Annotated in this window: 18 protein-coding genes; 6 read left to right on the top strand and 12 right to left on the bottom strand. The window is 36.0% G+C overall.

Features of this window, described 5'->3' with window-relative positions; genetic code table 11:
• Positions 1–18: 18 nt before the first annotated feature.
• Positions 19–969 (bottom strand): heme o synthase, encoded by a 951-nt coding sequence (gene cyoE, locus ACMZ42_RS10625; protein WP_402869599.1) that lies wholly within the window; start codon positions 967–969, stop codon positions 19–21.
• A gap of 327 nt (positions 970–1,296) precedes the next feature.
• On the opposite strand from cyoE, the gene proC reads away from it, so the two are divergent.
• Positions 1,297–2,097: a pyrroline-5-carboxylate reductase gene (gene proC / locus ACMZ42_RS10620; RefSeq protein ID WP_370081573.1), complete on the top strand. Its 801-nt coding sequence runs from the start codon at positions 1,297–1,299 to the stop codon at positions 2,095–2,097.
• A gap of 65 nt (positions 2,098–2,162) precedes the next feature.
• Here the strand turns inward: proC and ACMZ42_RS10615 are convergent, their stop codons facing one another.
• The 5 genes from ACMZ42_RS10615 to ACMZ42_RS10595 all read right to left on the bottom strand — a co-directional run bounded on the left by ACMZ42_RS10615 (position 2,163) and on the right by ACMZ42_RS10595 (position 7,623).
• The gene (locus ACMZ42_RS10615; protein WP_415731426.1) at positions 2,163–2,816 is read right to left on the bottom strand and encodes an alpha/beta hydrolase; all 654 of its coding nucleotides are present in this window, start codon (positions 2,814–2,816) and stop codon (positions 2,163–2,165) included.
• A gap of 265 nt (positions 2,817–3,081) precedes the next feature.
• Positions 3,082–3,639, bottom strand: a complete 558-nt coding sequence (locus ACMZ42_RS10610) for a hypothetical protein (RefSeq protein WP_370081569.1) — start codon at positions 3,637–3,639, stop codon at positions 3,082–3,084.
• A 172-nt stretch (positions 3,640–3,811) separates the two neighbouring features.
• Positions 3,812–5,992: an EAL domain-containing protein gene (locus ACMZ42_RS10605; RefSeq protein WP_415731425.1), complete on the bottom strand. Its 2,181-nt coding sequence runs from the start codon at positions 5,990–5,992 to the stop codon at positions 3,812–3,814.
• A 300-nt stretch (positions 5,993–6,292) separates the two neighbouring features.
• The gene (locus tag ACMZ42_RS10600; RefSeq protein ID WP_415731424.1) at positions 6,293–6,994 is read right to left on the bottom strand and encodes a tetratricopeptide repeat protein; all 702 of its coding nucleotides are present in this window, start codon (positions 6,992–6,994) and stop codon (positions 6,293–6,295) included.
• Between the two features lie 149 nt (positions 6,995–7,143).
• The gene (locus ACMZ42_RS10595; protein ID WP_415731423.1) at positions 7,144–7,623 is read right to left on the bottom strand and encodes a thioredoxin family protein; all 480 of its coding nucleotides are present in this window, start codon (positions 7,621–7,623) and stop codon (positions 7,144–7,146) included.
• Between the two features lie 192 nt (positions 7,624–7,815).
• Here ACMZ42_RS10595 and ACMZ42_RS10590 point away from each other — a divergent pair, with 192 nt between their 5' ends.
• Together ACMZ42_RS10590 and ACMZ42_RS10585 are read left to right on the top strand one after the other, a co-directional pair.
• Positions 7,816–10,128 carry a YhgE/Pip family protein gene (locus tag ACMZ42_RS10590; protein ID WP_415731422.1) on the top strand — a complete coding sequence of 771 codons (2,313 nt, stop codon included), beginning with the start codon at positions 7,816–7,818 and terminating at the stop codon, positions 10,126–10,128.
• A 79-nt stretch (positions 10,129–10,207) separates the two neighbouring features.
• Positions 10,208–10,717: a PCYCGC motif-containing (lipo)protein gene (locus ACMZ42_RS10585; RefSeq protein WP_415731421.1), complete on the top strand. Its 510-nt coding sequence runs from the start codon at positions 10,208–10,210 to the stop codon at positions 10,715–10,717.
• 35 nt (positions 10,718–10,752) lie between these two features.
• Here the strand turns inward: ACMZ42_RS10585 and ACMZ42_RS10580 are convergent, their stop codons facing one another.
• Entirely contained in the window at positions 10,753–11,292 is a 540-nt protein-coding gene (locus tag ACMZ42_RS10580; RefSeq protein WP_415731420.1) for a hydrolase, read from the bottom strand.
• 681 nt (positions 11,293–11,973) lie between these two features.
• Between ACMZ42_RS10580 and serC the strand changes: the two genes are divergently transcribed.
• Complete coding sequence (gene serC / locus ACMZ42_RS10575; protein WP_415731419.1) at positions 11,974–13,062, top strand: 3-phosphoserine/phosphohydroxythreonine transaminase; 1,089 nt, start codon at positions 11,974–11,976, stop codon at positions 13,060–13,062.
• A gap of 281 nt (positions 13,063–13,343) precedes the next feature.
• Here the strand turns inward: serC and ACMZ42_RS10570 are convergent, their stop codons facing one another.
• Genes ACMZ42_RS10570 through ACMZ42_RS10560 form a run of 3 tightly spaced genes read right to left on the bottom strand, consistent with a single transcriptional unit; the run spans position 13,344 to position 15,387 of the window.
• Positions 13,344–13,766 carry a Fur family transcriptional regulator gene (locus ACMZ42_RS10570; protein ID WP_142509824.1) on the bottom strand — a complete coding sequence of 141 codons (423 nt, stop codon included), beginning with the start codon at positions 13,764–13,766 and terminating at the stop codon, positions 13,344–13,346.
• Entirely contained in the window at positions 13,763–14,626 is an 864-nt protein-coding gene (locus ACMZ42_RS10565) for a metal ABC transporter permease (RefSeq protein WP_370081553.1), read from the bottom strand. Before ACMZ42_RS10565 ends, ACMZ42_RS10570 begins: the two co-directional genes overlap by 4 nt.
• A 14-nt stretch (positions 14,627–14,640) precedes the next feature.
• Positions 14,641–15,387, bottom strand: a complete 747-nt coding sequence (locus tag ACMZ42_RS10560) for a metal ABC transporter ATP-binding protein (protein ID WP_370081551.1) — start codon at positions 15,385–15,387, stop codon at positions 14,641–14,643.
• A 233-nt stretch (positions 15,388–15,620) separates the two neighbouring features.
• Here ACMZ42_RS10560 and ACMZ42_RS10555 point away from each other — a divergent pair, with 233 nt between their 5' ends.
• Positions 15,621–15,857: a Nif11 family protein gene (locus tag ACMZ42_RS10555; RefSeq protein ID WP_053484617.1), complete on the top strand. Its 237-nt coding sequence runs from the start codon at positions 15,621–15,623 to the stop codon at positions 15,855–15,857.
• Between the two features lie 247 nt (positions 15,858–16,104).
• Here ACMZ42_RS10555 and ACMZ42_RS10550 read toward each other — a convergent pair whose 3' ends face one another.
• Both ACMZ42_RS10550 and ACMZ42_RS10545 read right to left on the bottom strand, forming a co-directional pair.
• On the bottom strand, positions 16,105–16,998 hold the full coding sequence (locus tag ACMZ42_RS10550) for a deoxyribonuclease IV (protein WP_415731418.1): 894 nt from the start codon (positions 16,996–16,998) through the stop codon (positions 16,105–16,107).
• 12 nt (positions 16,999–17,010) lie between these two features.
• Positions 17,011–18,312 carry a DEAD/DEAH box helicase gene (locus ACMZ42_RS10545; RefSeq protein ID WP_415731417.1) on the bottom strand — a complete coding sequence of 434 codons (1,302 nt, stop codon included), beginning with the start codon at positions 18,310–18,312 and terminating at the stop codon, positions 17,011–17,013.
• A 349-nt stretch (positions 18,313–18,661) separates the two neighbouring features.
• Between ACMZ42_RS10545 and ACMZ42_RS10540 the strand changes: the two genes are divergently transcribed.
• Positions 18,662–19,717: a 2,3-butanediol dehydrogenase gene (locus ACMZ42_RS10540; RefSeq protein WP_415731416.1), complete on the top strand. Its 1,056-nt coding sequence runs from the start codon at positions 18,662–18,664 to the stop codon at positions 19,715–19,717.
• The last annotated feature ends 332 nt before the right edge of the window (positions 19,718–20,049 follow it).

Genomic DNA, 20,049 nt, shown 5'->3' with positions numbered 1-20,049 from the left:
TGAATGAAGATAATAGTTTTAATACAATTTAAAAATAACACCTACTAAAGAGTACACAATAACCGTTGTAAATAAAATTGTCATATGGATAAGTGAGAAAACAAACATTTTTGTCGCCCACTTTATTTGATCTTTATTACTATGATAACCGTAAATACTCATCACAAGCCATGCAATGCTTAGCAATAGAGCAACAAGCATAATGCCAACACTTAAAGTGCCAAATAAAAAACTTGATAATATTAATAAGATTAAATAAAAGTTCGTTTGATAATAAGTACGACGCATCCCTTTTACAACTGGAAGCATTGGAACGCCGGCCGCTTCGTAATCAGCATGCTTACGAATGGCAATGGCATAGAAATGGGGCATCTGCCAAATAACCATAACTAAAAATAGACCAAGTATCGCAGGATGTGTAATATCAGAAGAAACAGCGGCCCAACCAATATAAGCTGGAATCGCCCCACCTACACTCCCAATTTCCGTATTATAAATCGTATGTCGTTTTGTCCACATTGTATAAGGTACTACATATAAAAATACCCCTAAAAGACCAAAGCCCGCAGCTAATGGAGAAGCAAGGGCCAACACAGCTGCCCCGATAATGAGCATGGCAAAAGCTAAAGTTAACGCTGTTTTAGCTGACATTTCACCAGTTACAGTTGGTCGACTTTGCGTACGAGGCATTATTGCGTCAATGTCGCGGTCATACACATTATTAAATGCTCCAGCAGCACCAATAACAAGTGCTGAGCCAATCGTTGCGAAAATAATTTCAGGTATATTCTCTACAAAAGTCATTTTATTTTTGTACATACCTAGCGTTAAACCAGCCCACATAGGAATTAAATTGGATTTAATGATTCCTGTTTTTACTGTCTGCGCTAAAATAGAAGAGCGTGAGGACTTCTCCAAGGACTTCTTGGAAGATTGTAGTTTGTGCTCCGTTTTTAGATTTTGTTCCATTCATCTTAATTCCTTTTCTCTCTTAATTTCTACACGCTTTACCATTAGAAAGCGACAAATTTTGCATTAGTCATATCAAATTATTATTCTACCTCTTTTAGATAGAGTCTGTCTCAATGTTCACATAAAGTACATCATTTTCTTACTCTTTATATTCTACCTAACGAAAATAGAGATACACGTTCATTCACAACATCTTCTATGATACCACCGACTGACGTGAATTTGAACCTAATTGGCTTGATTCTTTGCATATTACTATTCAAGTAAAACAAACTACTCTATACTAAGGTGTATGTTTTAACTATATAAAGGAGTGTCTACCACGTGAAATACGGATTTATCGGCCTTGGAAATATGACAACGGCCATTATTAAAGGAATGTGTAAAAGCGGAGATTTTGATCCTACTTTTATTTATGGCTATAATCGTACCAAAGCAAAAACAACAAAATTAACAACCTCTTACGGTATTCAAGCCGCAAGCTCTATTGAAGATATTATGTCGAATTGTGACGTCATTATCCTCGGTGTCAAACCCCAAATGTTACCAGATGTTTTACCAGAGGTGAAAAAGCATTTACAAGACAACCATGTCATTGTTTCTATCGCGGCAGGTAAAAACATTTCATATTTTCAAGGTTATCTATCTGAAATTACCCCTATTATTCGTGTAATGCCAAATATTAATGCGCTTATCGGTGCCTCTACAAGCTGCTATATAGCGAGTGAAGAAGTATCAGATGTGCAGCTACAGCATGTCATTTCACTGTTCGAAACAGTTGGCACAATAATCGAGGTCCCTGAACACCTATTTTCCATATTTACAACGATTGGTGGTGCTTCACCAGCCTTCACCTATATGTATATTGACGCTTTGGCACGTGCTGCTGTACGTGAAGGGATGCCAAAAAACATGGCTCTTGATATTGCAGCAAATGCAGTACTCGGCAGTGCAAAAATGATTATACAATCTCAGGAACATCCTTGGGCCCTTGTAGATCAGGTATGCTCACCGGGAGGGACAACTATTCAAGGTGTATCCTCATTACAAAGTAATCATTTTGAAACAACGATTCACGATGCAGTTACTGCAGTGACCGACAAAGATCGAAGCTTATCAAAATAGAGCTTGATTGATCTACTAAAGAATAAAAATAAAACCGAGACATCTTTCATGTCTCGGTTTTCATTTCATTGAATATTATCCTGTAATTCCTGTGCTAAAAATGCAGTTAAGTCACGTAGGTTTTCTAGTGTAACACCATGACCGTCTGGATACTGCTTAAATGTCACAGTCGCTCCAAATTGCTCAAATATTTCTTTACTTTCAGTACCCCATTGCGACGGGATGACATAATCATAATCACCATGAGAAATAAATGCATGTAAGTGATCGATTGGGCGAATTGCATATTCCTCTGTCACGAATTTCGGTGTGTAGCCACTTAAAGCTACTATTCCTGTAATTAAATTACCCATTGCAAAAGCAAGTGACTGTGCCAAAACTGCTCCTTGACTAAATCCAAGCATGTACACTTTATGTGGATCAACTTGATATTCATCAATTGCCTCTAGCACAAATCGTTGTAGAGCCACTAATACTTTATCGAAAATTTCACGGTCTGGTTTACCGATGTCTTGGATTGTGAAAAAAGCATAGCCAGGCTTTTGCGTAATAGGTCCACGTAAACTAAAGATATGACATTGCTCTTTAAAGTCCTGCACTAACTGTGGTAAATCATCTTCATTGCTTCCCATTCCATGCAATAAAAAAATCGCTGGATATTTTCTATTTGGATCCATATTCGTTGGTTGTGTATGTTTAAATGTAAATGGTGTATTCATTAAAAAATTCCTTTCAGGTGAACTTAGTGTCACCTTATTATACTGCAAAAAATATCTAGACAAAAACAGGATTGCTTCGTTATCATAAATAGTTTTTGGTGCGTACGATACGACACTTGGAACACGATGTTTTTATAAACGAAAGCGTTATTATAGAACGTATGCTTTTAGCCTTCATTTCTCTCTCAACTCGCTCTAAGCACTGCAATCGACTTATATACATGACATAAAACAAATATTATCTCAACTTTTGGAATGAGCCAAACTATATTAACTTTGTCTTATTAATAAGACCATCAGTATGATAAGCAATATAGCCGTTAACTATACGAATCGTTTCTTGTGGATCTGCGTTAAATAGCACTTTTGATTGCTCTGGAGTTGAGGCAAGTACCGTTAATAAATCTATGCGCATTGAATGTCCAGCAGAGCTATAAGCATAATCGTAAACAATATCTTCCTCTGTCACATTGTCTGTCACATATTGTTTATGAAACAATTCTTTAGCGGCATCCATTTGTTCCGCGACCTGCTGACGAATACGCATTTGATGCATCAATAGCTCTTCCTCAAGTACAGTGGCCTTTAACCACTCTTTCTTTTCAAGCATCTTCAGAAATTCGTTTTCCCAAACTTGCTCATTTTCAGTAAAATACAGCATATTCATCATTAACATATCCCAAAAATCAATTTGAGACTGTGCCGATTTACGCTGCATCTCTATTACTTCTTTAAAGTGCTCCTCAATCTTCGTAATATTCATATTGCGCACTAAATGATTACATACATTTTCAATAAATTTATTTGCGACTTCTTGTGCCATCAAAAAACCCGTCCTTTATATCTACAAATCATTTCCCCACTATCATACCATGATTGTAGAAAAGAAAGAAACGGTTGACGTTTAGGTCTACAATGTAGGCTTTCATAGTTTTACATAGCAAACAAAAAAACATCCTTGTTATAAGATGAAACAAGGATGTTGCATGAACACTTTATACTTCAGATGTAGTAATTGAATCTAAAATAGACTTTGCATCATTGTGAAGCGATTGATAGTTCTCCTGTAAAATATGCGGAGGTACAGGTTTGCTGAATAAGAAGCCCTGTACAGTATCACATTTGCTGTCTATTAGATATGATAGCTGTTCTATCTCTTCTATTCCTTCTGCAACTACCTTTAACTGTAGATGCTTTGCCATAGAGAGAATCATGTCAACTAGTGCCTTATCTGTAGAGTCCGATTGTATTTTCTGAACGAAAGACCGATCGATTTTTAAACAATCTATAGGAAAATCCTTCAAATAAGATAATGACGAATAGCCCGTTCCAAAATCATCTACAGCGATCGTAATCCCAAGCGCCTTCAATTTGTGTAAAATCGTCGTCATATGATCAATATTGATGGTCATACTTTCTGTTATCTCTAGCTGTAAATATTTTGGCTCTAATTGCGTTTCCTCAAGAACATCGTGAATTATTTCAACTAAATTTTGCTGAAAAAGTTGACCTAATGACAGATTAACTGCCACTTTAATCGGTGGCAATCCAGCTGCTTCCCAACTCTTTACTTGTTTACATGCTGTTTCTAGTACCCATTGTCCTATAGGTATAATTAATCCCGATTCCTCAGCAATTGGAATGAAGACTCCCGGCGAAATCCACCCCTTTTTTGGATGCTGCCATCTAACTAAAGCCTCTACTGACTTAATTTGACCCGTATGTAAATCTAGTTGTGGTTGATATTCTAAAAAAAGCTCTTGCTTCGCTAATGCATCATGTAAATCAGTTTCTAATAAAAGTCGTTCTGTCGTTTCATTAGATATTGAAGACTCATAGAACCTAATGCGTGTTGGCGTTTTCTGTGCTTCGTGCATGGCATAAAATGCAAATCTAATAAGTTCCTCTTCCCTATAAGAATCAGTTGGAAATAAAGCAATACCAATATTTAATTGACTATTGAGAGAAAAATGTTGTACTTGAAATGATTCTTCCATGACAAGTTGGAGCTTTTGACTTAGCTGCGTCAATTGATGGGTATCATTCACCTGATCAATATAAACGACAAAATAATCTTCTCTTAGTAAGCATAGTAAATACTTTTCTGGTAAAACATTTTTCAATCTTTGCGCGATTAGACTTATCATTTGGTCTGCATATGTACTACCTAAAGACGCTTTAATAGCAGCAATTCTTTCTATACCGATAGCAAGAATTGCCTTTTGGGATTTAGATATGTATAACTCTCTCTTTAATGATTCCATTAAAAAACGTTCATTTGGTAAATTCGTAATCTCATTATGGTAAGCCATATGATGCATCTTTTCACGAGATTTTTCTAAATGCTCTTGTGTATCAACTAACTGCTGAAAAGGTTTTTCGATAGATGAAAAATAAATAGCTCTAAATAAAAGATAAGATGCACCTAACTCAAACATATGTCCTATGAAGTTTTTAATATCAGAAACATCTTGATACATGGTATAAAGAAAATCACTCATTATTAAATAAATCGAACTACATAATAATAAAAATATAATTTTAGGTGCTTTTTTAAACTTTAGAAGTAATAGAGCCATAATCACCAAATGGAAAGCTACAGCTATATATTGCAAAGTATTTTTTAAAACAGTGGGACCTTCACTTTCTATCAAAAGTGGTGGCAATATAGGCGTTGGGGCATAGATAACGACAAAACAACCCGTGATTATTACAAACGGTAAGCTATAAATAAACCAACGATAAATCGATTTTATTTCCTTTTCCTTTATAAAAAAAATAATGAGAAAACCAATCGATAATAGTAATCGACAAAACATGTAAAACCATGTTGATGCATACGGCGTACTTTCAGTAATAAAAAATGGCATTCCTTTATAGGAAAGTGCGTGAGCCATTTCTAATAAGCTAATCGTTAAAAATAATGACCCAGCATAGAGGACTTTATTCGATAAAATATAAGGCGTAATTAACCATGCCTGAATCGAAATAGACATTGTCACTACAGTAATAAGCATTTCCATCATTAAATGAAGCGTTACATAATTGTTCTCTCCAAATATCCAATAAAATTTATCACTACCCAAATCAATTACGATTAATAACACCAGTGATAATAGGATAAATTGAATGCCCTGCTTCACAAATGAAAAATCTTCATTAAATTTCCACATCATAACACCCCTTCTTAATCTCTAAATAATCTCCTTCCATATACTGTTTTATTGATGCATTTAGGATAATTATACTATAAAACTATCACTAAAAACCAACTTTTCAACTAAATAAAAATAAAAATTTAGGACTAAATATTAAAATAAAGTGAAGCTTCAATCAGTAGGAGGGGTTCTTCATCCTACACTGAATATTAATCTTCACTTATCAGGCTTTTTCGAGATAAAAAGTATCACTACAAAAAACATGTGCTGAATGAAAATAAAAAAGATGCCTCAACTTATTGAGACATCTAATAATTTTTATGAAAATACATAGCTATCCATATTATCTATCGTATTTTGGATCGCATCTTTTAAGGAACGCTGATGTTCGCCACAATCAGCTATTGCCTCTTCTAATGTAATCGCAGCATTTGCCATAAACGGTGCCATTTGCAAATCTTTCGCTAATTGAATAAGAACAAGTGCTTTATTCCATTTCCAACGCGCATTTTTTGGATCCAAGTTAATAGCTTGCTCTAAGTAGCCAAGTGCATCAAATGGCAACCACCCAAAGCGATGCATCGTTTGACCTGTGATGCCCCAATATAACGCCTTGTTAGGGTTTTCTTTTACTGCTTGTCTAAAACAATGGACACTCTCATTGTAATGATGTGCAAACAAAAACAGTTCACCTTGTGTAAAATATGATTGTGCCTTTTCATTTGAAGTACCTGTTGTTGCTACATCCTCAAGTTCTTTAATACGCTTTGAAAACTCTGTTTCATCTTTTATCGCACGAATTTCGACTACGGTATCCGATTCAGGATAACTTTCATCCGCTCGTTCTGCATGTTGAGTTTCAACAACCAGTGCAGGCTTTGGATAGCTAGCAAAATCGTACTCTTCTAATAATTTAATATATTTATCAGCTAACACTTTCTCATTTTCATCTGTAACTTGTTTAGCCGCCTCATAACACTTCATTAGCTCACCATTATAAAAATAATCATCCATTGTCATTCAATATTCCTCCAATGTACAACTCTTCAGTATATTTAGTATACACTACAAAATTCAATTATGCCTCGGCATAATTGCGTCCGGAGGCTCTAACTAGAAGTTAAAAAAAGACTGTTCAAAAATAACTTTTGATCCAGTCTCTGCTTTACTTATTTTTTTAATACTTCTTTATTTAAAAATGTGCGTAAATCTTCTTCTGATAAGGCACCTACAAAACGTTTAACCTCTTTACCACCTTCAAAGTGAATGAATGTTGGTGTGTATTCAATGTTATATTTATCCCCTAATTCTCCGTATTCATAAACATTTATTTGGGCAATATCAACACCAAGCTCCTTGGCAATAGGCATTAACTCAGGTGTAAAAGCTTTACAGTGCATACAAGTTGGACTGAAGAAATAAGCATTTACATCTTCACCAGCTTTTATTTTTTTTTCAAGCTCGTCAGGCAACATAATATTTTGGTAATTTTTATCATCCAATTGATCAATTGTTTCTTGTTTTAGTTCTTTGTCGCCATAAAGTTTCTCTGCGTTTTCTAATTTGCTATTGTTCGAGACTTTTGTTAGCACAATAATTACTGCAAATAACAAAACAATTACTGAGCCAATAATTAGTAGTTTTTTCATGGGAATGTGTTCCTCCTTTTTTACACCAAAAAATCCTAGTTTTAGTGTATCCGCGATTGATTATAAAGTGTTTTTAAAACCTAGTAAACTAATAAGTCTTCGGAAATAAGTTTTTCCATAATTCAAACATAATCTGGCCCAAATTTGGGAACATACATATAGAATGCTCAATACGAATATGGAGTGGTTAATATGAAACACACTATCCGAAATATTTTTCAAATTTATAAAAGTGATATCCATAATATCTTAACAAACTGGGTAGTTGCTGTCATTATTGGTGGACTCATTTTTTTACCTTCTCTTTATGCGTGGCTCAATATTTATGCATCTATGGATCCCTATGCACATACAGCCAACATGAAAATTGCTATTGTCAATGAAGACACAGGAGCGAATGTTAGAGGAGAAGATATTAATGTCGGTAACGAGGTAGTAGACAATTTAAGTACCAATCAAAACTTTACTTGGGAATTTACTTCTCATGAACAAGCCATTGATCATTTAAAAAATGGAAACTATTTTGCGGTTATTGTTGTCCCCAGTGATTTTTCTCAAAAACTGACCTCCATATTATCAAATGTGCCTACTAAAGCGCATATCGATTATTATGTAAATGAAAAAATAAATCCAATCGCACCTAAAATTACAAGTAAAGGTGCAAGTGGACTGACGCAACAGGTTTCTAGTGAGTTTATCTCAACTGTCAGCGGAACACTTTTTTCTATTTTTAATACGGTCGGTGTGGAGATGGAAAAGGAAATTCCAGATTTTAAGAAATTCGAAAATTACATTTTTACAATCGAACATAACCTTCCTGATATCGGAACGTTTTTAGCAAAAACTGCTAAAGGCGGAAAAGAAGCTGAGACTTTACTGAACCACACGATTACCCAAGTTCCTGAGGTTGAAAAATTAACAAATGATGGTCTAACAACTATCAACTCAGGCTTAAAATTGATTAATGAAGCTGATACATTGTTCAACCAGTTGTCCCCTATCATAAAAAAAGATCTAGAAACTGTACAAAATATTGCCCAACGATTTACAGATATAATAGGGAAAATACAAAATGCTAATGTGGATTCAGCTACCATTGCACAAATAAAGGATACGATTAAAAATCAACTGGATGCATCCCGTGATAAAGTAAACTCTAGCATCCAAACACTCGAAGCACTTCAAAAATTAACACAAGCTGATGCTTCGACTCGTAAACAGCTTGAAAACAAGGTGCAAAACATCCTGACGGCCCTACAGCAAAACAATTCTGAAGATGTTAAGACTTTGCTAACAAATAATAAAATTATTGAACAGCTTGAAGCTATCCGTGGAGATTTACAGGCAAATCCTAGTTTTACTGATTATTCTTTAAGCTCTTTAACAGCATTAAATCAGCTGAATACTTTATTAACGGACGCCTCAAATAAAGTACAGCAATTAAATAATATTGATGTCGAAACAATCAAAAAAGATCTTGCCGATGTTCAAAATGTTGCACAAAATGCTTCTAACAATCTTCATCAATTTCTTACTAATTATAACGATCATCTAGAACCACAAATTCATACGACCTTGACTTCTGCAAAAAATACGTTAACAAATGCATCAACCATGCTAACAAAAGTAAAAAGTGTACTGCCTCAGGCTACAGATCGTTTAACAAATGCTAAAAATATGTTAGCAACAGCTAATAAGACAATTGGTACAGTACAATCAGATTTTCCTGCTTTAAGTACAAAAATTAAAGATCTTGCAGACAAACTAAGAAAATTAGAAAGCGAAGCTGATATTTCTGAAATCGTTCAATTATTGAAAAACGACGTTAACGCCGAGCGAGATTTCTTTGAGGAGCCTATTAAGCTTGAGGAACATAGAATGTTTCCAATTGCTAATTATGGAACAGCTATGACACCTTTTTACACTGTGCTTTCCATTTGGGTTGGTTGTTTATTATTAATTTCTCTTTTATCTGTAGATATTCACGACAATAATCAATATAGTATTCGCCAAATATACTTTGGACGTTTATTAACATTTGCAACTTTTTCATTTATTCAAACGCTCATTATTACAATAGGAGATATTGTTATTTTAGATGGGTCAATTAGTGCTCCTTACTTCTTTATTCCATTTGGGCTATTTATTAGTTTAGTGTTCATTACGGTTGTCTATACGCTAGTATCCGTATTCGGAAATGTTGGAAAAGCGTTAGCCATTGTTATGTTAGTGTTGCAAATTGCCGGTTCCGGTGGCACATATCCTGTAGAATTACTACCAAAGTTTTTCCAAATGATAAATCCATTTCTTCCGTTCACTTATGCGATTGGAATGATGCGAGAGGCAGTTGGTGGTATTATTTGGTCAAAGGTCTGGATTGATCTTGCCTTTTTATCTTTCTTCTGGCTCATTTTCATTCTATTTGGTTTCTTCATGAAAAAATTACTGAGTGAGAAAATGGAACTTTTAATGAACAAAACACGCGGATTAGATATATTTCATTGATTTTCACTTGCCTCCTTGTAAATGTTTCGACGAACAATGTTATAATGGAAGTATTGTAAACATGTAGGAGGCGCTTTCGTTGAAAAAACTACTATCTATTTTTACTTTGTCGTTATTAGTGTTAAGTGCTTGTGGTGAAGATCAGCAGGCTGTTGAAAAAAATCAGAATGCCGCGCAAAAAGAAGCTTCACATGAAGAACATGGACATGCTTCTGGAGATATTCAGGAGGAAACTGCTTCTGCTGATGTTTTACCATCGTTTTTAGATAATAAATCAGAAGATATTCGTTTAGTGTATCAAATTGCTGGTCAGTCTACAGAAATTTTAGAATGGATGCCATGTTATTGTGGATGTGGCGAATCAGCCGGACATAAAAGCAATTTAAACTGCTTTATTGAGGAAAAACGTAAGGATGGCACAATTGTTTGGGATGATCACGGTACTCGTTGTCTCGTTTGCCTAGAAATTGCTGTACAGTCTGCAAAAATGCATAAAGATGGTATGAGCCTGAAAGAAATTCGCCAAACAATTGATAACACATATAAAGAAGGCTATGCAAAACCAACACCGACTGATATGCCTGCATAATAACAAAAAACTCATCGTTCTGATGAGTTTTTTTGTTATTTAACGAGTCGTAACACCGTTTTAAAATGTGGATGATCTGCACGTTGTAGTAACTCGTATAAAATCATTTCCACGCTTGTTGGTAAAATTCCAAGTGCCTTCATCTTCTCAAGCCCAATCTCTTTGTTGGCCTTTGTACGAGAGGACACGGCATCTGCAACAACTTCAACCTCAAACCCTTGTTCTTTTAGCTGTCGAGCTGTTTGGTAGACACAAATATGTGTTTCGATACCTGTCACAATAAATTGAGAACGACCACTTGCCTTCATTGCATCGACAAACTCTTGCTCCTGGCATGCACTAAAAGCCATTTTAGCTATAGGTTGTTGACCTTGAATATGCTGAGCAATATCTAATGCTGTCCCACCTAAACGGCTAGGATTTTGTTCGAGCCATAAAATAGGTACCTCCAAAGCTTGCATAGCTTGTACCAGCTTGGCCACATTTTCAATCACCGCTTCACTTTCGTCAACAATTGTCGCTAACTTCCCTTGGACATCGACGACAACTAAACACGCTTCTTCTATTGTAAACATTTAAAACACCCCTTCTATCCGTATTCACAATTCATTATACCGAAAGTTACTTGGTTTATGTTGTAGGTTAGAATAATTCCCCGCCCGAAATTTGATTAGTTTTTATGTAAACCAATATTATTTTTAATATAAACCATATTTAAAACTGAATCAGTGCTAGAAATCAGTCAATGTTGGCTGCTTTTTTTGTTCCTATCTCTCTACCTAACTATCCCTAGACTACACCTACGGAAAGCGTCCTTCTGGAGTGGAATGTGCAAACGAGTACTTATTTAGCAAAAGAGATTTCATTTAAACAAACACGAACATTTTATAATTCTACCGTTTTAGCAACGTGTAAATCACGAAACATCAACTCATATATACACATCCATTTTCAGTTTGTTCGTATTTAAAGCCAAAACGCTATTATGAATTTTAACTCAATTGTGTATATTTTGTTGCGAGCCTGTCATTATTCTGCTCGAATAGTGAGAATTTTATTTTTTCTCTTGAAAATTAAGTTATAATCCAGTAAAGTGCTTTTAACGGTCAGTATTCCGCTTAATCTAATACCTATATATATAAAGTTGCTAGATGACTATGAACTGATTGTAAAAGCCCGATAGATTCAAATTAGTAGGGACTAAAAACCCTATGATTAAGGTTTAACCTTATAAAACAAACAAGGAGTGTACCACTTTGACACAACGAGCATACAATTTTAACGCAGGCCCTTCTGCCCTACCACTAGAAGTATTAGAAAAAGCCCAACAACAATTAGTAAACTTCCGTGACTCAGGCATGTCAATTATGGAAATGAGCCACCGTAGTGCCATTTTCGACGAAGTACATAATGAAGCAATTGCTTTATTGAAAAAGCTTTATGCTATCCCAGAAAACTATGAAATCCTTTTCCTACAAGGTGGAGCTAGTCTTCAATTTACTATGATACCGATGAACTTCCTACAAGCAGATCAAAAAGCAAGCTACGTATTATCAGGATCATGGTCTGAAAAAGCTTTCAAAGAGGCTAAATTATTTGGTACGCCCGTAGAAGCTGCTAGCACAAAAGAAAATAAATACCGCAATATCCCAACTTTAGCAGACATTCAATTCAATGAAGAGGATGCCTATTTGCATATCACTTCAAACAATACGATTTACGGTACACAATGGAAGGAATTCCCTGAAACAGGTAATGTACAATTAATTGCGGATATGTCTAGTGATATTCTTTCTAAGCCAGTTGATATAAGTAAATTTGGTCTTATTTATGCAGGTGCTCAAAAAAATCTTGGTCCATCTGGTGTAACAGTAGTCATTATTCGCAAAGATTTGTTAGAGAAAGCGAATAAAAATATTCCTACGATGCTAAAATACTCAACGCACGCTGACAGCAACTCTTTATACAATACACCACCAACTTTTGGTATCTATATGTTAGGTGAAGTATTAAAATGGGTAGAATCAAAAGGTGGCGTTGCTGAAATTGCCAAGCATAATGAATTAAAAGCAAAAGTAATTTATGATGCTATTGACAATAGCAATGGATTCTATACTGGTCATGCAACACCTGAAAGCCGTTCTTTAATGAACATCACTTTCCGTGTTGCTGATGAAGAGCTTGAAAAACAATTCCTTGCAGAAGCAAAAGCAGCAGGATTTGTTGGACTTAATGGACACCGTTCTGTAGGCGGCTGCCGTGCTTCTACTTACAATGCTGTACCATTAGAGGCTTGTGAAGCATTACGTGACTTCATGGTAGAATTCCAACAAAAACATCAATAATATAATAAAAAGACGAATGATAAATCATTCGTCTTTTTACTATTTACAGAAAGAAGCCATATACCCGTATAGCAGCAAATACCTTCTATTCAATATTAAAGAAAATACATCTTTTTAAATGCCTAGCGGACATATTACCAATCTCCTTTCACTCAAAAATCATAGATTATTAGAGCGATGCGCAATAATAGTCGGGAAAGACCTTTGTACAAAAAAGGGGTGGTTCCAAATGAAACCTCACTTGGAACTACCCCTTTCTTCAAATATTGTCATGTCAGATTTTACAAAGTTTCATGCTTACACTCTGGACATTTACCATAGATCTCAAATTTATGATTTTCAATTTCATAGTCTGGCAGCTTTTCTCCAAGCATTTCCATAGGGCAGAGATTTAGCTCCTTAACATTGCCGCAATCCATACAAATAAAATGATGGTGATGATGTTCAGATTCACAATGCATACGGAAATTTCGTTCCCCAGATAACTCAGTTTCCTCCAGTATTCCTAGCTTCACAAACGTTGAAAGGTTGCGATAAATCGTATCAAAACTCATACCTGGAAAATCTTTTTTCAAAACATCTAATAAATCTCGAGCAGTTAAATATTTATCTGTTGCTGCAAACATATCTAATATTAACTCCCGTTTATCTGTTTTTTTAAAGCCGTTTTCTTTTAAAATTTCCCACGCTCTTGAAACATTCACTGCGCTACCTCCTCCCGTTTTGTAGCCATTTTAAAAACTATTTTCTTCACTAGTATTACAAGTAACAAAATTAAGATAGAAGTAACGACAATTGTACCACCGGGTGCTAAATCTAAATAAAAAGCACTGACTAAACCGATTAACACAGCCGTTTCGCCAAAGACAATTGCATAAATGATTGTTTGCTTAAAGCCCTTTGCAAGTCGCATTGCAGCAGCCACAGGTAACGTCATAAGTGATGATACAAGTAAAATACCGACGATGCGCATACTTGCAGCAATAACAAGCGCTGTAACGATCATAAATAAGAGATGAATCCAACGTGCAGGCAGACCGCTAGCTTTAGCATATTCCTCGTCGAAAGATAAAACAAAAAGTTCCTTAAAAAATATAAATAAAAAGATAATGACAACGGCAGCAATTCCTACCACTACCCATAAATCCTGACGTGATACAGCTGACACTGAACCAAATAAATAGCTCATTAAATCCGTGCTAAAGCCACTCGCAAGCGAGATAAATATAGCACTAATACCTATCCCACCTGACATAATAATTGGAATAGCAAGCTCTTCATAGTGCTTATATAAACGTCTAAGACGCTCAATTAAAACCGAACCGCTGACAGATGCCAATATGCCTAAGTAAATCGGATTTAGCATTGCTAAAGCTGTAACAGATTGACTGATATATAAGCTTCCCGCTATTCCCGCGAGTGTCACATGTGACAAGGCATCAGCAATAAGCGAAAGCCTGCGAACGACAATAAAAACACCTAATAGCGGTGCCAATATGCCAATTAATAGCCCAGAGAAAAAGGCATTTTGTAAAAATTCATAGTTAAAAATTGCTTCAATCATTATACCTTCTCCTTCTAGTGAATCTTTCTCACTGAATGGCCATACCAAGCATCAAGCGCATCATGAGAAATTGTATCAAATTCATTTTTGTAACCGTGGAAATGTATAGTTTGATTTAAACATGCTACATGACTGATACGATTCGACACTGTATCAACATCGTGTGTAACAAGAATCATTGTAATTCCCTGTTCCCGATTTAATTTCGCCAGCATATCATAAAATGACTGCACATTCTCATGATCAATGCCGACAGTTGGTTCATCCAATATTAGTAGCCTCGGTTCACTAACTAATGCTCTTGCAATAAAGACACGTTGCTGTTGCCCACCAGATAGCTCACCAATATTACGATTGATAAATGCTTCCATCCCAACAGCTTTTAATGCTTCCAATACTTTTTCCTTTGCATCTCGTCCAGGTCTTTTAAATAATCCTAATTTTTTCGATAATCCACTTTTCACTACTTCTTGGACAGTTGCTGGAAAACCCGAATTGAAGGCATTAGATTTTTGTGACACATACCCTATCCATTCACGATGCTTAAAAGTTGAACTTGGTTCACCAAATAGCTTTATTTCTCCAGACATTGGTTTTAGTAATCCTAAAATAATTTTTAATAATGTAGATTTCCCTGAACCATTCGGACCAAGAAGTGCTAAAAAATCTCCCTCTTCTACACGGAAAGAGATATTTTTTAATACTTGCGTATAGTCATATTGAAAAGACACATTTTCAATGTCAATTAATGATTTTTTCATGTATGTTCTCTTCTTTCTAATTCATAATCATTACGATTTAACAAGTTGTAAGTATATATGAAAGTACAGTTTTTGTAAAGAAAATAAGATTGCTATTCTACTGTTTTCGATTTCGAGTTGGTATAGACATTGATTCTAATACATTAATGTGAAGCTTTTTCATAGCTAGCACGACGTTCACAAGAATGATTTTTGTTTCAAGAAACTAAACAACTTTAAAAGGAGGATTAGCTTTGAGTATTCAATTTTTACAGCAATTAACACAAAGTAGTGATAAGGAAGTTGTTGCGATTGCACGTGCTGAAGGATTTGAAATTACTACTTCTGAAGTAAGAAAACTCCGGCCTTATTTGGAGCAATTCTCATTTACGTGGCTCTTTTTAGGTATTCCAAAAGATATTCTTGTAGAGGTAGAAGCTGTTTTAGGTAGAAAGCGTTCCAGACAACTAATTGCATTGTTTACGAAATAATCAATTTCTCCAGGCGTAATTGTAGCTGACGCTGTGCTTTCGCTACAGTAAACATTGCCGCTGTCGCTTCGCTTTCGCACAGATAAATTGCCACAGGACGTGGCGTTCTTAGACTGAGTTCCTCTATTTTAGTATGTGTTTAGACACCCATTGAAATAAAGGATCGCATCAGCATTCATCTCATCACCATGAAAATAAAAAAAGCCCGAAAATCAGCAACTATACCGCTGATTTCGGGCTTTTTATTCTATCCTCTTAGAGCATCGATTAACTCTGGTTTAAACTCTTCATTACGAAGCATTTCAATTTCATGTTTATAAGGAGCCGATTTTGATTTGGCATCACTATTTAAAGCAACAAATGGTGTTTCTAAGATTTTAGGAACCTCCATTAATTGTGGATGATGCACAATATTTTTTAATGCATCAAAGCCAATATGACCAAAGCCAATATTTTCGTGACGGTCTTTTCCTGCACCACGAACATTTTTTGAATCATTGATATGCAGGACTTTGATACGATCAACACCTATTAATTTATCAAACTCATTTAAGACGCCATCAAAATCTTCTACAATATTATAACCAGCGTCATGCGTATGACATGTATCAAAGCATACTGAAAGACGCTCATTATGTGTTACGCCATCTATAATTTTAGCAAGTTCTTCAAAGGAACGACCACATTCAGTTCCCTTTCCCGCCATTGTCTCTAATGCGATTTGTACAGGGTAATCCTGTGACAGTACTTCATTTAAACCTTCAATAATCTTGGCAATACCTGCGTCTGCTCCCGCACCGACATGGGCACCTGGATGCAATACAATTTGTGTTGCTTCCAACGCTGCTGTTCGTTCGATTTCAGTTTGTAAAAAATCTACACCTAGACGGAAAGTTTCAGGTTTTTCTGTGTTCGCAATATTAATAATGTATGGAGCATGGACAACAATATTTGTCATGCCATGCTCTTTCATGTGTAGTAAACCATTCATAATATTAAGATCAGCAATTGCTTTACGACGAGTATTTTGCGGAGCTCCTGTATAAATCATAAAGGTATTTGCCCCATATGAGAGAGCCTCTTTACTTGATCCGAGCAGCATTTCTTTTCCACTCATTGAAACATGTGATCCAAGTAGCATTTAAATGCCTCCTTATTTTTTACCGCGAGCTTTTAAACGACGTTCACGTTTTTTAACTTTTTCCATTTCCCATTTCATATTACGCTTGTATCCTGGTTTTACTTTTTTCGGCTTACGCACTAATGCTTTTGCTTTCGCATCGATTTCATTTTCATGCTTCACACGATTTTTACGTGCATGGCGATCTTTTAGTTCAGTCCATTCGCCATCTTTTACATCTTTTTGAACAAATGGAATACCCATTTTCTCAACACGTACTACTGCATCCTCATCTGATGGCTCAAACAACGTGATAGCAGTTCCTTTATTCCCTGCACGCGCTGTACGTCCCACACGATGAATAAAGAATTCTAAGTCCTCTGGAATTTCGTAGTTAATGACATGTGAAATTCCTTGAATATCGATACCACGTGCCGCAAGATCTGTTGCAACGATATATTGATAGTCCAATTCTCGAATTTGCTTCATCATCTTCTTACGATCACGTGGACTTAAGTCACCATGTATTTGACCACAGCGAATCCCGTTTTCATTTAAGTAGCCAGCAACGTGCTCTGCTGTTTTACGTGTGTTGGTGAAAATTACAGCTAAAAATGGATTGATTCCTTCAATAACTTCCAACAAACGTTTGTTACGTGATTTAGAACGCACTGGTACAAGCACAAAGTCAAGTCCTTCTGCGACAGGGCGTTTATCGTTCATATGGACATGAACAGGTGCTTCCATATATTTTTTTAAGAAAGGCTGAAGCTTTTCTGGAATTGTTGCTGAGAATACAAACATTTCAAGGTTTTCTGGCATTTGGGAAGCAAAACCATCGATTTCCTCTATAAAGCCCATATCGAAGGCTAAATCTGCCTCATCGACAACTAAAATTGGTGCCGTATGCACAAATAACGCTTGCGCTGAAACGAGATCACGAATACGTCCTGGCGTTCCGACAACAATTTGTGGTTGCGTTTTTAACTTATCAATGGAGCGTTGCTTGTCCGTACCTCCAATAAATAGTTTCGCTTGAATAGTTGTTCCTTCAATTAATTGATTTAATGCATCAAAAATTTGTTGTGCAAGCTCACGTGTAGGTGACGTAATAACAGCTTGTACTTCCTGCTTGTCAGCATTAATTCGTTGCACAATAGGAATTAAAAAACTATGTGTTTTTCCCGTCCCTGTATGCGCTTGTCCGATTGCACTCTTTCCTTTTAATAGTAGCGGAATGATTTCCTTTTGAATCGGCGTTGGTTCTGTAAAGCCAAGTTTTGCAATTGCGTCCTGCAAAAATGGCTGAAAATTATAATCAGTATATTTTGACATAATTCGTTCCTCCTAACATCTTTCTCATTGTATCATGATTCAACTTTTAGGTATATTAACGTCCTATTATCTAAAGCATGAACATAATTGTATATTTTTATCATAGCTGTAGCGAAGCCCTTATCAAAGTTACTCGAAATACTGTGAATATGCAATAAAAAAAGCGCTAACCTTTGTTTTTTGATACACTTTATATTTATTATTTTGTCGACAAGCGGATAGCACTATAATGCTATTGGAAAAATCCAAGAATTAGTATTTTTTATGTCAATTTATTGTTAACTAATGCTTTGAAGAATTACCATATGTTACGATAAAAATGTAAGATACTAGAGGAGGTTGACTTATTATGAAAGCAGCAAGATGGTATAAAGCAAAAGATATCCGTGTAGAGAACATTGAAGAACCAGTAATTTCACCTGGAAAGGTAAAAATTAAAGTACATTGGACAGGGATTTGTGGTAGTGATTTACATGAATACGCAGCTGGCCCAATATTCATTCCTGTGGAACAACCTCACTATGTCAGTAAAGATATTGCGCCAATTGTTATGGGACATGAGTTCTCTGGTGAAGTAGTAGAAGTTGGCGAAGGCGTTACAAAGGTACAAGTTGGAGATCCTGTCGTTGTAGAACCTATTCTTGCATGTGGCGAATGTGCTGCTTGTAAAAAAGGGAAATATAATATTTGTAAGCACCTAGGATTCCACGGTCTTTCTGGCGGTGGCGGAGGTTTCTCTGAATATACAATGGTAGATGAAAAAATGGTACATAAAATGCCTAAGGGGCTTTCCTATGAACAAGGTGCACTTGTTGAACCAGCGGCAGTAGCATTACATGCAGTTCGTCAAAGCAAACTAAAAGCTGGCGATACAGCAGCTGTCTTTGGTACTGGGCCAATCGGTCTTCTTGTAATCGAGGCATTACGTGCAGCTGGAGCAGCCGAAATTTATGCGGTAGAGCTTTCCGCAGAGCGTGCTGCTAAAGCATTAGAACTTGGCGCTACGGCCGTTATTAATCCTAAAGATGAGGATGCAGTAGCTCGTCTACATGAATTAACAAATGGTGGCGTAGATGTTGCATTTGAAGTAACAGGTGTTCCTGTAGTATTACAGCAAGCTATTGATTCTACAACATTTGAAGGAGAAACAATTATCGTTTCTATTTGGGAAACTGAAGCTTCTATTCTGCCAAACAATATCGTACTGACAGAGCGTTCTGTAAAAGGGATTATTGCTTATCGCGATATTTTCCCAGCCGTTATGGAATTAATGAAACAAGGTTACTTCCCTGCTGAAAAACTTGTAACGAAACGAATTACTCTTGATGAAGTCGTAACAGAAGGCTTCGAGGCACTAATGAAAGAAAAAAATCATATTAAAATCCTTGTAAATTCACAAGCTTAATTTATTTATAGCGACAGGTAGAGAAAACTAAGAAGCTTTTCTCTACCTGTTTTTATTTGTTAAATTTTTATCCCTCTATTGCTCATCATCATAACGTAGGGTTGATTTCCGTTCCGACTGGGCGCTTTGTTGTTGCTGTCGCTACGCTTTCGCACAGATAAAACAATTGCTGACGCTTCGCTTTCGCACAGAGCAGAGCTTCCTGGGGCGTCCGATGAGCCGCTTCGCTTCGCTGCAGGGTCTCATCTGTGACGCTGATCCCCGAGGAGTCGCCCAGCCTCCACTCCAATCAACTTATATACATGGTAAACTTATTAACAAATGTCATCCCT

Source organism: Lysinibacillus sp. NPDC056185 (assembly GCF_047737915.1).
In the GTDB taxonomy this organism is placed as follows: Bacteria; Bacillota; Bacilli; order Bacillales_A; family Planococcaceae; genus Lysinibacillus.
The sequence above is the reverse complement of the archived record's forward strand: the minus strand, read 5'-3'. Positions and strand labels throughout refer to the sequence as shown.

Excerpts from the sequence above, each read along its gene's own strand:
- ACMZ42_RS10540 (WP_415731416.1), top strand. The coding sequence starts at position 18,662 with ATGAAAGCAGCAAGATGGTATAAAGCAAAAGATATCCGTGTAGAGAAC.
- ACMZ42_RS10565 (WP_370081553.1), bottom strand. The coding sequence starts at position 14,626 with ATGATTGAAGCAATTTTTAACTATGAATTTTTACAAAATGCCTTTTTC.
- ACMZ42_RS10560 (WP_370081551.1), bottom strand. The coding sequence starts at position 15,387 with ATGAAAAAATCATTAATTGACATTGAAAATGTGTCTTTTCAATATGAC.
- ACMZ42_RS10605 (WP_415731425.1), bottom strand. The coding sequence starts at position 5,992 with ATGATGTGGAAATTTAATGAAGATTTTTCATTTGTGAAGCAGGGCATT.
- ACMZ42_RS10550 (WP_415731418.1), bottom strand. The coding sequence starts at position 16,998 with ATGCTACTTGGATCACATGTTTCAATGAGTGGAAAAGAAATGCTGCTC.
- cyoE (WP_402869599.1), bottom strand. The coding sequence starts at position 969 with ATGGAACAAAATCTAAAAACGGAGCACAAACTACAATCTTCCAAGAAG.
- ACMZ42_RS10545 (WP_415731417.1), bottom strand. The coding sequence starts at position 18,312 with ATGTCAAAATATACTGATTATAATTTTCAGCCATTTTTGCAGGACGCA.
- ACMZ42_RS10610 (WP_370081569.1), bottom strand. The coding sequence starts at position 3,639 with ATGGCACAAGAAGTCGCAAATAAATTTATTGAAAATGTATGTAATCAT.
- ACMZ42_RS10595 (WP_415731423.1), bottom strand. The coding sequence starts at position 7,623 with ATGAAAAAACTACTAATTATTGGCTCAGTAATTGTTTTGTTATTTGCA.
- ACMZ42_RS10580 (WP_415731420.1), bottom strand. The coding sequence starts at position 11,292 with ATGTTTACAATAGAAGAAGCGTGTTTAGTTGTCGTCGATGTCCAAGGG.
- ACMZ42_RS10615 (WP_415731426.1), bottom strand. The coding sequence starts at position 2,816 with ATGAATACACCATTTACATTTAAACATACACAACCAACGAATATGGAT.
- ACMZ42_RS10590 (WP_415731422.1), top strand. The coding sequence starts at position 7,816 with ATGAAACACACTATCCGAAATATTTTTCAAATTTATAAAAGTGATATC.
- ACMZ42_RS10600 (WP_415731424.1), bottom strand. The coding sequence starts at position 6,994 with ATGACAATGGATGATTATTTTTATAATGGTGAGCTAATGAAGTGTTAT.